This is a genomic window from Streptomyces sp. NPDC045026 (genome assembly GCF_056432625.1).
This window is the reverse complement of record NZ_JBWKIS010000011.1, coordinates 47530-61714: the sequence shown is the minus strand read 5'-3', so window position 1 is coordinate 61714 and position 14185 is coordinate 47530. Positions and strand designations below refer to the sequence as shown.

14 protein-coding genes are annotated in these 14185 nt (G+C 71.6%); 8 read left to right on the top strand and 6 right to left on the bottom strand.

The annotated features are described in order from the left end of the window. Positions 1–24: 24 nt before the first annotated feature. The gene (locus AC07EJ_RS23595) at positions 25–1173 is read right to left on the bottom strand and encodes an ABC transporter ATP-binding protein (protein ID WP_478884886.1); all 1149 of its coding nucleotides are present in this window, start codon (positions 1171–1173) and stop codon (positions 25–27) included. Positions 1174–1358: 185 nt separating this feature from the next. Here AC07EJ_RS23595 and AC07EJ_RS23590 point away from each other — a divergent pair, with 185 nt between their 5' ends. The 4 genes from AC07EJ_RS23590 (at position 1359) to AC07EJ_RS23575 (ending at position 5131) form a co-directional block, all read left to right on the top strand. Then, positions 1359–2138 carry an ABC transporter permease gene (locus tag AC07EJ_RS23590; RefSeq protein ID WP_389487504.1) on the top strand — a complete coding sequence of 260 codons (780 nt, stop codon included), beginning with the start codon at positions 1359–1361 and terminating at the stop codon, positions 2136–2138. After that, entirely contained in the window at positions 2135–2854 is a 720-nt protein-coding gene (locus AC07EJ_RS23585; protein ID WP_389487502.1) for an ABC transporter permease, read from the top strand. The genes AC07EJ_RS23590 and AC07EJ_RS23585 overlap by 4 nt, the downstream gene beginning before the upstream one ends. 119 nt (positions 2855–2973) lie before the next feature. Further along, on the top strand, positions 2974–3951 hold the full coding sequence (locus AC07EJ_RS23580) for an ABC transporter substrate-binding protein (protein ID WP_478884885.1): 978 nt from the start codon (positions 2974–2976) through the stop codon (positions 3949–3951). Positions 3952–4081: 130 nt separating this feature from the next. Next, a complete protein-coding gene (locus AC07EJ_RS23575) occupies positions 4082–5131 on the top strand; it encodes a hypothetical protein (RefSeq protein WP_389487498.1) in 1050 nt (349 codons plus the stop codon). A 102-nt stretch (positions 5132–5233) separates the two neighbouring features. Here the strand turns inward: AC07EJ_RS23575 and AC07EJ_RS23570 are convergent, their stop codons facing one another. Then, positions 5234–6580, bottom strand: coding sequence for a PH domain-containing protein (locus AC07EJ_RS23570; protein ID WP_478884884.1), 1347 nt, complete (start codon positions 6578–6580; stop codon positions 5234–5236). Beyond that, on the bottom strand, positions 6577–7101 hold the full coding sequence (locus AC07EJ_RS23565; RefSeq protein ID WP_478884883.1) for a PH domain-containing protein: 525 nt from the start codon (positions 7099–7101) through the stop codon (positions 6577–6579). Before AC07EJ_RS23565 ends, AC07EJ_RS23570 begins: the two co-directional genes overlap by 4 nt. A gap of 31 nt (positions 7102–7132) precedes the next feature. Between AC07EJ_RS23565 and AC07EJ_RS23560 the strand changes: the two genes are divergently transcribed. After that, on the top strand, positions 7133–8284 hold the full coding sequence (locus AC07EJ_RS23560) for an NADH-quinone oxidoreductase subunit D (protein ID WP_393586768.1): 1152 nt from the start codon (positions 7133–7135) through the stop codon (positions 8282–8284). Here the strand turns inward: AC07EJ_RS23560 and AC07EJ_RS23555 are convergent. Continuing rightward, a complete protein-coding gene (locus AC07EJ_RS23555; protein WP_478884882.1) occupies positions 8249–9295 on the bottom strand; it encodes an SAM-dependent methyltransferase in 1047 nt (348 codons plus the stop codon). The genes AC07EJ_RS23560 and AC07EJ_RS23555 overlap by 36 nt on opposite strands. Before the next feature lie 118 nt (positions 9296–9413). On the opposite strand from AC07EJ_RS23555, the gene AC07EJ_RS23550 reads away from it, so the two are divergent. After that, positions 9414–10616, top strand: a complete 1203-nt coding sequence (locus AC07EJ_RS23550) for a sensor histidine kinase (RefSeq protein ID WP_389487488.1) — start codon at positions 9414–9416, stop codon at positions 10614–10616. Between the two features lie 88 nt (positions 10617–10704). Beyond that, on the top strand, positions 10705–11379 hold the full coding sequence (locus AC07EJ_RS23545; RefSeq protein WP_362900904.1) for a response regulator transcription factor: 675 nt from the start codon (positions 10705–10707) through the stop codon (positions 11377–11379). Between the two features lie 36 nt (positions 11380–11415). Here the strand turns inward: AC07EJ_RS23545 and AC07EJ_RS23540 are convergent, their stop codons facing one another. Further along, entirely contained in the window at positions 11416–12522 is a 1107-nt protein-coding gene (locus AC07EJ_RS23540; protein WP_389487486.1) for a DUF5937 family protein, read from the bottom strand. A gap of 193 nt (positions 12523–12715) precedes the next feature. Here AC07EJ_RS23540 and AC07EJ_RS23535 point away from each other — a divergent pair, with 193 nt between their 5' ends. Then, entirely contained in the window at positions 12716–12934 is a 219-nt protein-coding gene (locus AC07EJ_RS23535; RefSeq protein ID WP_389487484.1) for a hypothetical protein, read from the top strand. 22 nt (positions 12935–12956) lie between these two features. On the opposite strand, the gene AC07EJ_RS23530 is transcribed toward AC07EJ_RS23535, so the two are convergent. Next, positions 12957–14156 carry a threonine aldolase family protein gene (locus AC07EJ_RS23530; protein ID WP_478884881.1) on the bottom strand — a complete coding sequence of 400 codons (1200 nt, stop codon included), beginning with the start codon at positions 14154–14156 and terminating at the stop codon, positions 12957–12959. Positions 14157–14185: the final 29 nt, after the last annotated feature.

Below are 14185 nucleotides of genomic sequence, written 5' to 3'. Positions count from 1 at the left end.
GGGGGCTTCGGGGTTCACGCGTCCTCAGGCGCCCGTCACGGTCTCCAGTTCGACCTCCGCGCGCGGGATGTCCCGGGCGTCCGCCGCCGTCGACCGGCGCAGCGCCTCGTGCAGCCGCGCCGGGGTGAGGACGCCGAGGAAGCGGCCCTCGCTGCGTTCGTCGATGACGGCGATCCAGCCCGCGTCGTGCTGGAGCATCGTGGCGAACGCCTGCTTGAGGGAGGCGCCGACGGGCAGCCAGGCCTCCATGCGGCGGGCGTGCTCGCGGACCGTGCCGCTCTGCACGCGCGCGTGCTCCGCGGAGATCCAGCCGTGCAGGTTGTTGTCGCCGTCGAGGACCACCGCCCAGGGGGCGTCGAGCTTCGCCGGCAGCGGGTCGTCGAGATGCACGACCGGCGGCTGCTCCACGTCGCTCTCCTCGATGGGCGTGACGGAGAGCCGCTTGAGGCCGCGGTCCGCGCCGACGAAGTCGGCCACGTAGTCGGTCGCGGGCGCCCCGAGGACGGTCGACGGGGTGTCGAACTGCTCGATCCTGCCCTGCCCGTACACGGCGATCCGGTCGCCGAGCCGGACGGCCTCCTCGATGTCGTGCGTGACGAACAGGACCGTCTTGCGCACGGCCTGCTGAAGGCGGAGGAATTCGTTCTGCAGGTGTTCGCGCACGACCGGGTCGACCGCGCCGAAGGGCTCGTCCATCAGGAGCACGGGCGGATCTGCCGCCAACGCCCTTGCCACACCGACTCGTTGGCGCTGGCCGCCGGAGAGCTGGTCGGGGTAGCGGTCGCCGAAGGTGCGCGGGTCGAGGCCGACGAGGTCGAGGAGTTCGGCGGCGCGCTCGCGGGCCTTGGCGCGCTTGACGCCGAGGAGATGCGGGACGGTCGCCGTGTTGTCGAGGACCGTCTTGTGCGGGAAGAGGCCGACCTGCTGGATCACATAGCCGATGCGACGCCGGAGTTGGACCGGGTCGATATCGGATATGTCGTCGCCGTCGAGGAATATCCGGCCCTCACTCGGTTCGATGAGCCGGTTGACCATCTTCATCGTGGTGGTCTTGCCGCAGCCCGACGGGCCGACGAGCGTGACCAGTTCCCCCTCGTTCACCTCGAAGGACAGGTCGTCGACGGCCGTTGTCCCGTCGGCGTAGCGCTTGGTGACGTGCTCGAACCGGATCATGGGTCCCCATTGTGCCGGGCTGCCGCCGCCTGTGGGCCGTTGCCGTGTGAAGGCCATGTTGCGTCGTGACGAGGGGCCTCGGCGATTGTCAGTGGTGGGGGCTAGGGTCGTCCGCAGTCGGAATCAGGCGCTCGCGCGAGCGGTTCCAAGACATATGTACGGGGATTTCGGGGGAGGTGGGGCGGGTGAGCAGTCCCAACTGCATGGTGACCAATGAGTGGGTGTGCGGGGAATACCTGCGAACCCGCAGACAGGAGCTGGTCGACGCGGTCGTCCAGCACATCGGCATCACGGCCGCTTCCGTCGTGATCGGCGTGCTGATCGCCTTCCCGCTGGCCCTCCTCGCCCGGCACCGGCGCGCCTTCGCGGGCCCGGTGCTCGGACTGACGACGGTGCTCTACACGATCCCGTCGCTGGCGATGTTCTCGCTGCTGCTCCCGCTGTTCGGGCTCTCCGCCTCGCTCGTGATCACCGGACTCGTCCTCTACACGCTGACGATCCTGGTGCGGAACTTCCTGGCGGGCCTCCAGGCCGTGCCGGACGAGGCCGGAGAAGCGGCCCGCGGCATGGGGTACGGGCCCGTCCGGCTGCTGTGGGAGGTCGAACTGCCGCTGGCGCTGCCCGCGATGCTCGCGGGCGTGCGGATCGCGACGGTCTCCACGGTCGCGCTGACGACGGTCGGCGCGATCGTCGACTACGGCGGCCTGGGCACGCTGATCATGGACGGCCTCGACAGCGACTTCAAGGCCCAGGTGCTCACGGCATCCGTGCTGTGCGTGCTCCTCGCGGTGGGCGCCGATCTGCTGCTGCTCGGCCTCCAGCGGTGGCTGACCCCCTGGACCCGCGTCGCGTCCGGGACGTCCCGCATACGCAGACGCGCGGACCGCTCCGGTGGTCCGGACCGCCCGGGTGGCGGCCCGGACGAGGCGGAGCGACGTACGGAGAAGGCGGCGCAGGCGGCATGAACGCGATATCGGGGGCCTACGACTGGCTGACGACGGGGGCCAACTGGCAGGGCGACAAGGGGGTGTGGCACCGCCTGGCCGAGCACCTGTACTTCAGCGGCGTCACCCTGGCCGTGTCCTGCCTGATCGCCCTGCCGCTCGCGCTGTGGCTCGGGCACATCGGCAAGGGCGGCGGCCTCGCGGTCAACATCTCGAACGCGGGCCGTGCGGTGCCCACGCTCGCGGTGCTCGTCCTGCTCACGCTGACGCCGCTGGGCCGGCACGGGGACCTGCCGACGTTCATCGCGCTCGTGCTGTTCGCGGTGCCGCCGCTGCTGACCAACGCCTACATCGGGATGCGCGAGGTCGACGGGGCCGTCGTGGAGGCGGCTCGGGGGATGGGGATGAGCGGCGGGCAGGTGTTCCGGCGGGTCGAACTCCCGCTGGCGTACCCGATGGTCATGACCGGGATCCGGCTGGCGGCGGTGCAGGTGATCGCCACGGCGACGCTCGCCGCGATGGCCGGCAAGGGCGGGCTCGGGCGGATCATCACGGCCGGGTTCAACCTCCAGGACACCCCTCAGGTCGTCGCCGGCGCCGTCCTGGTGGCGTTGCTCGCGCTGCTCGTCGAGGGCGTCCTGGCGGGCGCGGGACGGGTCCTGAACCCTTCCCCGAGCTCTCGGCTCCGCTCGAGCAGGGGAGGCCCCGATCCGGGCCGCTCCGGCGCGGCGCGCTGAATCCCGGCGGGGCGGCGCGACGGGGCGATTCCCGGCGGGCCGCCGCGGTGGGCGGGACGCCAACTTGATACCTCGTTACGGCTTTTCGATCATTCCGGCTTTCGATTGGGTGGACAACGATGAACAGCAGAACGCGACGGATCGCCGTGGCGGCGGTCGCCGTCGGCGCGCTCACCACCGGGCTCACCGCGTGCGGCGGGGACAGCCTGGAGGGCGGCAAGAGTGACAAGGCCGACTCGGGCTCGGCCGGCGGAGGCAAGAAGGGCACGGTCGTCGTCGGCGCCGCCGGGTTCACCGAGTCGAAGGTGATGGCGGAGCTCTACAAGCAGGTTCTCGCCGACGCCGGATACTCCGCCTCGGTCAAGACCGTCGAGAACCGCGAGATCTACGAGCCCCAGCTCGCCAAGGGCGCGATCGACGTCGTTCCCGAATACGCGGCGACGCTCGCGGAATTCCTCAATCTCAAGAAGAACGGCGCGGACGCCAAGCCCGTCGCCTCAAGTGATCTTGATGCGACGGTCACCGCGCTGCGCGGGCTCGCCGGTCCGGAGGGACTGACGGTGCTCGACGCCGGGGAGGCCGTCGACCAGAACGCCTTCGCGGTGAGCGCGGATTACGCGAAGCAGCACCACCTGAAGACCCTTTCGGACCTCGGCAAGTCCGGCCAGAAGGTCAAGATCGCGGCCGGTGACGAATGCGAGAAGCGGCCCTTCTGCGCCCCGGGTCTCGAGAAGACGTACGGCATCAAGGTCAGTGGCATCGACCCCAAGGGCGTCGGCACCACGCAGGCCAAGCAGGCCGTCAAGAACGGTGAGGACCAGCTGGTCCTGACGACCACCACGGACGCCACGCTGAAGAACTTCGGCCTGGTGCTCCTGGAGGACGACAAGAAGCTCCAGAACGCGGACAACATCGTTCCGGTCGTGAACACCAAGGATGCGGGCGACAAGGAGATAGCCGGCGTACTCGGGAAGCTGACCAAGACGCTGACGACCGACGATCTCGTCGAGCTCAACCGGAAGGTCGACGCGGAACGCCAGAAGGACGCCGATGTCGCCAAGGAGTATCTCCAGTCGAAGGGCCTCTTGAAGAACTGAACGGTCCGCGGGGGAACTGATCGGCAAAGGCGCCGAGTACAGGGGCGAAATGGGAGTGGAGGGACAGAAGACCACGGGATTTTGGCTGCCGGGGCACCACGATTCGCCTACGCGCGGTAAGTTTCTGGCCATGCCACGTGGACGTCACCGCCATTCCCCACCCCTGCACAGGCTGCTTCCCCCCTCGGCGATCGCAGGCGTCCCGCTCGTCTGCGCGGCCGGCGCCTGGCTGACCGCGGAGCCGCTCGTGCTGCGCGGCCTGGCCGGTGCGGCCGCCTGCGCCGCCGTGGTGGGCGCGGTCGTCATGCGCCAATGGGACCGGCTCGCGGGCAAGCGCGTCGCCGAGCTGAACCGGTCGCGGGCGAGCGACGAGTGGCGCCACGACGAGCGGGTCGCCGAACTGGAGACCGACCTCGAGGAGTCGCGTGAGCTGCGCTTCAAGCTGGAGGCGAAGCTGCGCGGCAAGCGCACGGAGCTGGCGGCCCTGCGCAACGAGCACGCGGCCCTGCTGCGGCGCTACGCGACGGCGGAGACGGAGCGGGCCAGCGCCCTCGAGGGCCGCAGACAGCTCGCGATAGAGGCCGCGGCCCCGGCGCGTGCGCTGCCCGCGGCCGCCTCCCCGGCACCCGGCGCCGAGCTCGTCCCGGCACAGCGCGCCGCCTCGGCCGGCACGCCGGTGACTTCTCCGGTGCTCTATCTGCGGGCGAACGCCGCGCTCGACCGTATGGCGCGCGCCGCGCACCCCCCGCGGGGCGAGCGGCCGAAGGCCGAGGAGTCCGGGGGCGGTGAGCCGCAGGGGAAGCCCGAGGCGGCCCGCGCACAGGAGCACGAGCACGTGGCCGCCCTGCCGTCCGGCGTCCCCGGCCACTTCACCGTCCCGGCCGCGGCGGCGGTTGTGCCGCCCGCGGCGGTCCGGCGGCCCCTGGTCGAGGGCGGATTCGACTTCTTCGGTACGAAGGGCGTGGCGCCCGCGGCCCTGGAGGCGGTGCAGAACGCGGACCTGGCGGACGTCGTCGGCGAGGAAGCGTTCGCGCTCCACAAGGCGGACGCCGAGGCCGACTTCAAGCAGCCCGACGCCACGACCACGGGCGAGGGTGTGAGCCAGGTCATCGACCTGACGGAGCACGACGAGACGGAACAGATCGACGTGGCGGAGCTGCGGTCGGCGCTGCGGGCGTAGGTTCCGGCGCAGACGTCAGGCACGTAGCACGCAGGACGTGAATGGGGCGGGGCCTCGGTGTGTGTCACACCGAGGCCCCGCCCCATCGCCGTGCCGCCGCTCTCACGAAGCCATCCAGCGGTCCGGCCGTGCCACCTTCCGTCCCGTGCGCGAGCGGTCCGCCTGGGAGCACAGGAGTTCCGCCGCCTCCCCGGCGTCCCGCAGCCGGGCCGTCACCGTCTTGTTGGCGCCCGTGTCCACATGGACGTCGGCCACACCTCGGAACCGCTCCCAGGGCCCCTGCGTGAGCCGCACGCTCTGCACCTTCGCGTGCGGCACCAGCGCGAGCCGCCGCCGCACCAGTCCGTGCCGGGACGCGAACACGGCGTCGGTGGTCGCGAGCCCGTAGCCCCGCCACCAGACGGGCATGCACCACGCCGAGCGCTTCGGCGGCCGGGCGAACGCCTCCTCCTCAGGAACCGTCACCCCCGGAAGCACTCGTTCCACCAAGCCCTGTGCGATCCCGCGCGGCGCGACCGGCACCAGGACGGAGTTCGACGAGCCGGCCACGTCCAGCTCCACGCGCACCCAGCCGAGCCGCCGCCACAGCAGCGGCTCCACGATCCGGACGGTCTGCACCCGCCCCGGCGGCACCGTCTCGTGGTCGCGGTCGAGGAGGCCGTGGTCGATGCGCAGGCCGTCCGGCGACTCGCCCACCGTCCAGTCGTACTCCTTGATGAAGCGGCCCACGCTGTTCGTGCCCGCGCCGCCCACGAGCGGGATGGCCACGGCGAGCACCGTCCACAGGTTGTGGGTGGCGAACCACAGCAGCGTCGGCACGACGACCGCGGCGAGCAGCATCGCCCAGGGCCCGCCGGTGAGCAGGAGCGCGACGGCGAGCATGCGGGGCGGCACGTGCAGGATCTGCTCGGCCGGCGCCTCGCCGACGCCGCGCACGGACTCGGGCGCGAACCCGGCCGCGCGGGCGAGGAGTTCGGCGCGCAGTTCGCGGGCCTCCCGCTCGCCGAGATAGGCGAGTTCGTCCTTCTTGTCCGCCCCGACGACGTCCAGTTTGAGCTTGGCGACGCCCACGAAACGGGCGAGCAGCGGCTGGGTGACGTCCACGGCCTGGATCCGGTCGAGCCGGATGTGGGCGGTGCGGCGGAACAACAGGCCGGTACGGATGCGCAGTTCGGTGTCGGTGACGGAGAAGTGCGTGAACCACCAGGTCAGGAACCCGTAGAGGGCGGCGGCCGGGATCAGTACGGCTATGCCGATGAGGAGGGTGCTCGCGGTGAGCTGGGCGAGCCTGCGCTGCGCCTCGTTCAGGTCGTGGACCGCCCAGCCGAGGACGATCGCGACGGGCGCCCAGGCGCGGCGCAGCGGGGTGACGGGGTGCAGGCGCCGCTCCGGCGCCTCGGCGGGCACGTCCTGGTCCCGTACGTCCTCGTGGACGTCCGGGGTGGTCACAGCCCCGCCGATCGGGCCTCGCCGAGTTCGGTGAGCCGGTCGCGCAGGCGCTCGGCCTCGGCGGGCGTCAGGCCGGGGATCGTGGCGTCGGTCGCCGCGGCCGCCGTGTGCAGCTGAAGGCTCGCGAGTCCGAACTTCCGCTCCAGGGGCCCGGACGTGACCTCGACGAGCTGCATGCGCCCGTACGGCACGATCGTTTCCTCACGCCACAGGACGCCCCGGCTGATCAGCAGGTCGTCGGCGCGCTCGGCGTAGCGCCACGAGCGCCAGTTGCGCCCGAGCATCGGCCATCCCCACAGCAGCCCGGCTAGCGGCAGCAGCGCGAACGCCGCCCACACGCCGCCGGCGAACACCCCGAGCAGCACCCCCACCGCCACCGTCAGCGGCACGAGCCACAGCACGAGCAGCAGTCTGCGCACCTTCAGCAGCCCCCTGGGGAGCCCGGTCCACACCGGCTCAGCCCCGGCTCCCGCCCCGGCTCCCGCCTTCGGAGCCGCCGTCCCCTCAGTCCCCGTTTCCATGCACCCACCCTACGTACGAGACACTGTTCCCATGACGCCCACGAGGGAGACGACGGTCGGCATCGGCGGCGCCGCCGAGACCACCGACATGGTGCTCAACATCGGCCCGCAGCACCCGTCCACGCACGGGGTGCTGCGCCTGCGCCTCGTCCTCGACGGCGAGCGCATCCAGCAGGCCGAGCCGGTCATCGGCTATATGCACCGCGGCGCGGAGAAGCTCTTCGAGGCCCGCGACTACCGGCAGATCGTGATGCTGGCCAACCGCCACGACTGGCTCTCCGCCTTTTCGAGCGAGCTCGGGGTCGTGCTCGCCGTCGAGCGGATGCTCGGCATGGAGGTCCCTGAGCGCGCGGTGTGGCTGCGCACCCTGCTCGCGGAGCTGAACCGGGTCCTCAACCACCTGATGTTCCTTGGTTCGTACCCGCTCGAACTGGGCGGAATCACCCCGGTGTTCTATGCCTTCCGGGAGCGCGAGGAAATCCAGAACGTCATGGAGGAGATGTCCGGCGGCCGCATGCACTACATGTTCAACCGCGTCGGCGGCCTCAAGGAGGACATGCCGGCCGGCTGGACCACCCGCGCGCGTGGGGCGGTCGCCTCGGTGCGCTCGCGCATGAGCGTGTACGACGACCTGGTCCTCGGCAACGAGATCTTCCGCGGCCGCACGCGCGGCGTGGGCGTGCTGTCCCCGGAGGCGGTGCACTCCTACGGGGTGAGCGGTCCGATCGCCCGCGCCTCCGGAGTCGACTTCGACCTGCGCCGCGACGAGCCGTACCTCGCGTACGGGGAGCTCCAGGACACCCTGAAGGTCGTCACGCGCCGCCAGGGCGACTGCCTGGCCCGCTTCGAGGTCCTCCTGGAGCAGACCCACAACGCGCTCGACCTCGTCGACGCCTGCCTGGACCGGCTCGCCGAGCTGCCGCCCGGCCCCGTCAACCAGCGCCTCCCGAAGGTCCTCAAGGCGCCCGAGGGCCACACGTACGCGTGGACCGAGAACCCGCTCGGGATCAACGGCTACTACCTGGTCAGCAAGGGCGAGAAGACGCCGTACCGGCTCAAGCTGCGGTCCGCCTCGTACAACAACATCCAGGCGCTCACCGAACTGCTGCCCGGCACGCTCGTCTCGGACATGGTGGCGATCCTCGGGTCACTGTTCTTCGTCGTCGGTGACATCGACAAGTAGGTCGGTGACGTCGGCAAGGAGCAGGTCCCGCGCCCGTACGCCCACGGGCTGCACCAGCCATCCGAAGTCGCCGAGCCCGCCCGCCGCGGTGAGCTCGGCGGCCTCGCCGGCTCCGGAGAGGGCCCGTACGTAGGCCGCCGGATCGCTGGAGGCGAGTGCCAGCGGCGGCCGTCCGCCGCTCACCCCGAGGGCGTGCAGGGCCGCGCGCTGCGTGAGCAGCAGGGCGCCCGGGAGCGCGCACGCGTCGAACGCCACATGGGCCGTGATGTCGCACGAGCCGTCCGGCACGGGCGGCGTCTCGCGGCCCTCACGGAAGCCCGTGAGCGTCCCGAAGGGCGGCCGGGCATCCCGCGAGTGCGCGTAGTCGACGGCGACCGCCACGCCGGTCTCCAGCGTCCCCGTGGCCGCGGCCCAGGCGGTGTCCCTGGGGAGGCCGATCTCCGCGCGGAGCCCCGGTCCACCGGCGAGCGGCCACCACCGGGCCAGCCAGTCCGCCTCCGGACCGTCCACCACCGGCTCCCCGAGCCCCTCGGTCCCGTCCTCCTGCACGAGGACCTGGCGCGGCACTCCGGAGGCGTCGGTCTCGACGACGTCCAGGGGGACGTTGTCGAGCCACTCGTTTGCGAAGAGGAGTCCGGTGACCCCCTTCGGGGGGTGTGCGCGCCACTCGATGCGGTGGTCGAGGCCGGCGGGACGCTCCGCCCGTTCCACCGCGTACGCGGTGGTGCGGGCCGCCACCTCGGCGGGCAGTGACTCCAGAACGGCCGTCACCAGCTCGCCGCGGCCCGCGCCCATGTCGACGAAGGCGAGCTCGGCAGGACCACCGAGCGCCTCGTCCACCCGGCACAGAAGCCGCGCGACGGCCCCGGCGAACAGCGGCGACGCATGCACCGACGTGCGGAAATGCCCCGCGGGCCCCTCGGGTCTGCGGTAGAAGCCGCTGGGCCCGTACAGCGCCTCTTCCGTCGCCTCGCGCCACCCATGCCCCGCACCCCGCTGCTCTTTCGTCACAGGGAAAGGCTAGGTGCGCAGGAGGGGTCGGCCTCCACCTTGGGGAGTACGCCGGCGGCACTCGGATCGAACCTCCGGTTGACCCCTGCACACTGCACGCTTCTTTACGCTGGGTTACGTGCAGCGCCTCTACGACTTCTTCCGCCGACACCCGACGTGGGTCGACAGCTTCTGGGCCGTCGTCCTCCTCGGGGTCTCCGGCATGAGTCTGATCGCGGGGCAGGAGAACATGCAGGGTGATGCCCGCCTCGTCGGCATCCCCGTCGTCCTCGCGCTGAGCCTGGCCGTCGCCCTGCGCAGGCGCGTTCCCGAGCGGATGCTGGTCCTCATCGCCGTCGTGGGCGTGTTCCAGCTCGTCGCGGACGTACGGGTGCTGCCGGCCGACTTCGCCATGCTGGTGGTCATCTACACCGTGGCGGCGGACAGCCCGCGCTGGGCGTCCCGATTCGCGCTCGTCGGCGGCCTGTGCGCGGCGCCGCTCGCGCAGCTGCGCTGGCCCATGCACGAGACGAGCACCGCGGGCAACGTACTGCTCACGGTCTTCCAGATGGTGCCGTTCGCGCTCGCCTGGGTGCTCGGCGACTCCGTCCGCACGCGTCGCGCCTACCTGGCGCAGCTGGAGGAGCGCGCCGACCGCCTGGAGAAGGAGCGCGAGGCCCAGTCGAAGGTCGCGGTCGCCGCCGAGCGGGCCCGGATCGCGCGGGAGCTGCACGACGTCGTCGCCCACAACGTGTCGGTGATGGTGGTGCAGGCGGACGGCGCCGCGTACGTCATGGACGCCGCTCCCGAGCAGGCACGGAAGGCCCTGGAGACGATCTCCGGGACCGGCCGGCAGGCGCTCGCCGAAATGCGGCGCCTCCTCGGAGTGCTGCGCACCGGTGAGCACCAGGAGAGCGGCGAGTACGTGCCGCAGCCCGACGTCGAGCAGCTCGACGAGCTGATAGAGCAGGTGCGCACCGCGGGTCTGCCCGTCGACTTCAAGGTCGAGGGCACCCCGCGCCCGCTGCCCAGCGGAGTGGAGCTGACCGCGTACCGCATCGTGCAGGAGGCGCTCACCAACACCCGTAAGCACGGTGGCGCGAACGCGGGCGCGAGTGTCCGGCTCGTCTACTTCGACGACGGCCTCGGCCTGCTGGTCGAGGACGACGGCAAGGGCGCTCCGCACGAGCTGTACGAGGACGGGGGCGCCGACGGCCGCGGGCACGGGCTCATCGGCATGCGGGAGCGCGTCGGTATGGTCGGCGGGACGCTCGACGCGGGACCGCGTCCCGGCGGCGGATTCCGGATCAGTGCCCTGCTGCCGCTCAAGCCCGCCCACTGACGCCGCACACGCACCGACCTTGCGCACGTACCGACCTCGCACACGTACTGAACCCGACCCCGTACACGTACCGAAAGGGACCCCCTTCATGGCGATCCGCGTGATGCTCGTCGACGACCAGGTGCTGCTGCGCACCGGTTTCCGGATGGTGCTCGCCGCCCAGCCGGACATGGAGGTCGTCGCCGAGGCGGGCGACGGGGTCGAGGCCCTGGAGGTGCTGCGCGGCACGGCGGTCGACGTGGTCCTGATGGACGTCCGCATGCCGAAGCTGGACGGCGTGGAGACGACGCGGCGGATCTGCATGGACGAGAACCCGCCGAAGGTGCTCATCCTGACGACGTTCGACCTCGACGAGTACGCGTTCTCGGGGCTGAAGGCCGGAGCGTCGGGGTTCATGCTCAAGGACGTGCCGCCCGGCGAGCTGCTCGGCGCGATCCGGGCCGTGCACAGCGGCGACGCGGTGGTCGCGCCGTCGACGACGCGGCGGCTGCTCGACCGCTTCGCGCCGATGCTGCCCAGCTCCGGGAAGGAGCCGCAGCTCGCCGAGCTCGGCCGGCTGACCGAGCGCGAGCGCGAGGTCATGATCCTCGTCGCGCAGGGCCTGTCGAACGGCGAGATCGCGGCCCGGCTCGTCCTGTCGGAGGCGACCGTGAAGACGCACGTGGGCCGCATCCTCACCAAGCTGAACCTGCGCGACCGCGTCCAGGTCGTCGTACTCGCCTACGAGACGGGGCTCGTGCGGGCGGGCGGCGGGGCGGCCTGACCGGCAGGACCGCACGAACCGTACGGACCGGGGCGGCTAGCGCAGTACGCCCTCGATGAAGTCGCTGCCCAGGCGGGCGACGGCCGTCAGGTCCAGCTGGTGCTGGACGTAGCGGCCCCGGCGGCGTGTGGTGATCAGGCCCGCCTTCTTGAGCACGGTCAGATGCCGGGATATCTCCGGTGCCGTCATCCCGTGCGCGTCGGACAGCTCGCTCGTCGTGTACGCGCCGCGTGCCAGGTGGCGGCACAGCCGCATGCGTACGGGGTGTGCGAGGGCCGTCATCCGGCGCGTGAGCTGCTCGACGGTGGCCGGCGTGGTGAGGCCGGGTGAGCCGACGGGATACGTGATCGCCGGCTGCCACCCGAAGCGGTGCAGCACCATGAGATGCGGCCAGCCGAGGCTGGTCGGCACGAGGACGAGGCCGCCGTCCTCCGTGAACGTACGGCCCACGGTGATCTTGTCGACCGTGATCAGGTTCGCCGCCTCGTCGAGCGTGACGACCGAGGACACCGCCGTCAGCGCCTCGGCCAGGCCCTTGCGCCTCAGGAGCTCGGTCTTGTGCCGCGCGTCGGCCGCCAGCTGGTGGTGGACGCGGGCCCAGATGTCCGCGAAGAACGCCTCCTCGCAGTCCTCCACGAGCCTTCGGAACCAAGCGCGCACGGCAGGCGGGTCGTCCAGGAGCCGCCGGGTGAACTGGACCTGGGGCAGGCCGCGCGTGGCCGCGAGGTCCATGGCGCGGCGGCGCATGTCCGGGTCGTCCAGCGGGTTGGCCTCACGCATCGCGTAGCTGTTCTGGCAGGTGAACTCCAGTGCCGCGTCCACGAACTGACGGTCGGTCAGCTTGTCGAGGAGGTCGAGCTCCTCGGCGAGCGTGGCGCCGGGCAGGGCGGCCCGGCCCGGGATCCCGGCGAACGGCGCGAACACGTCCGAGAACGTCGCGCGCCACAGGAAGTCCGCCTCGCAGAGCCGGTCCGCGAGGCACGGGTCGAGGCTCGCGGACACCGCGGTCGTCCAGCCCTGGAGCCCCGGGTGGTGTGCGGGCTCGGACAGCGCGTGCAGCGCCATGCCCAGCTCGGACAGGGGTGAGGGCACCACGCTGATCCGCTCCGGGGCCAGCCCGCTGATGTCGATGCTCACGCTCATGACCCCATGGTGCACGCAGGGTCCGACATCCGAGTTCTCGATTGACGGCTCCCGTCAATCGACGTGACGGGGCGGGGTCGCCGGGCGGAGTCTCGTTTATGTCGGACCGAAGCGGCAAAGCGCAATCAATCTTTACAAATAGCCGCATTCCTGGTCATGACGTGACAGTGAGAAGACCAGCGAGGGGTACGTCATGAGCATCACCCAGCAGTACGCACTGGATGTCTACCGCGCCTCCCAGCACGGCGATCCCGCCCCGCCCGCGCCGGGCCTCCACGACTGGGGCACCATCCGTGAGCTGCGCGACCACCGCCGCTTCAACGCGGTCATCGACGGCCGCCCGGCGCGCGGCCGGATCCGGGCGGCCCTGGCCCGCCTGATCCACACACGGCGCAGGCCGGCGGGCTGCTAGGACCTCTCGTTCGGAGCAGGCCCTAGCCGCTCACAGAAGGCGTGGTTCCCGCCGTCCCGGGGATCCGCGCCACGAAGTCCGCGACGGCCGCGCGGACGTCGTCGGCGGTCCATTCGAGGCCGCGCGCGGACACCGTGACCTCGGTGACCGAAAACCCCGGAGGACCCTGTTCCGACCAGCGCCGGAACAGCGACGTCCGGGTCTGTTCGGCCTGCGTCACCGACGCCTCGTCGAGCTGGTCGGAGGCGTACGGCAGCCAGACCTGGAACTCGTGCGTGTGCGGCACCTCGGGGTGCACCCGCACCCACGGCACCCCGGCCTCGGCGAACCCTTCGCGCAGCGCCTCGGCGACCACGCGCGCGTGGGCCACGTACTCGGGCACGCGCGGCAGCTCCTGCTCCAGGCCGACCAGGGCCGAGAGCACCGCGGGGAACTGCTGGAAGAGCTGGCCTCCGTAGCGGTGCCGCCAGGTCTTCGCCTCGTCGACGAACGACCGGGGCCCGGCGAGCGCCGCTCCGCTGAGGCCGCCGAGCGTCTTGTAAAACGACACGTACACGCTGTCGGCGAGATCGGCGATCTCGGCCAGGGAGCGCCCGAAGTGGGTGGTGCACTCCCAAAGGCGTGCCCCGTCGAAGTGGACGACGGCGTCCCGTTCCCTGGCCGCCTCGGTGACGGCGACCAGCTCGTCCCAGGTGGGCAGGACGTAACCGGCGTCCCGGAGCGGCAGTTCGAGCATCAGCGCGCCGAAGGGCTCGGCGAAGTCGCGCACCTCGTCGGCGTTCGGCAGCCGCGGCTCGCTCGTCGGGTGGACGGTGCGCAGACCGCTCACCGCGCTGAAGGCGCCGCGCTCGTGCCGCTCCGGGTGTGCCATCGGGTGCAGGGCGACCGTCGGGTTGCCCGTGCGGCCCGCCCAGCAGCGCAGGGCGACCTGCTGAGCCATCGTGCCGGTGGGGAAGTAGGCCGCCGCCTCGGTACCGAGGAGCCCCGCGACGCGCTCCTCCAGGTCGGCGACGATGCCGTCGCCGTAAAGATCGCTGGTCTGGCCGGGGTCGGCGACGGACCAGGCAGCCTCCGTGAGGGCCGTCAGACGCTCACCGATCGTGGCGTCGAGGCCGTGCACGCCGAGGATCCGCTCGGCGCCCTGCACAGCCGCGGCGCGGCGGGCCCGCGCCTTCGTCGTGTCGTCCGCCGCGGGGTTCTCCCGCTCTTCGCTCTCCGTCATCCGCCGATGATGTCGTATGCGCGTGCGGT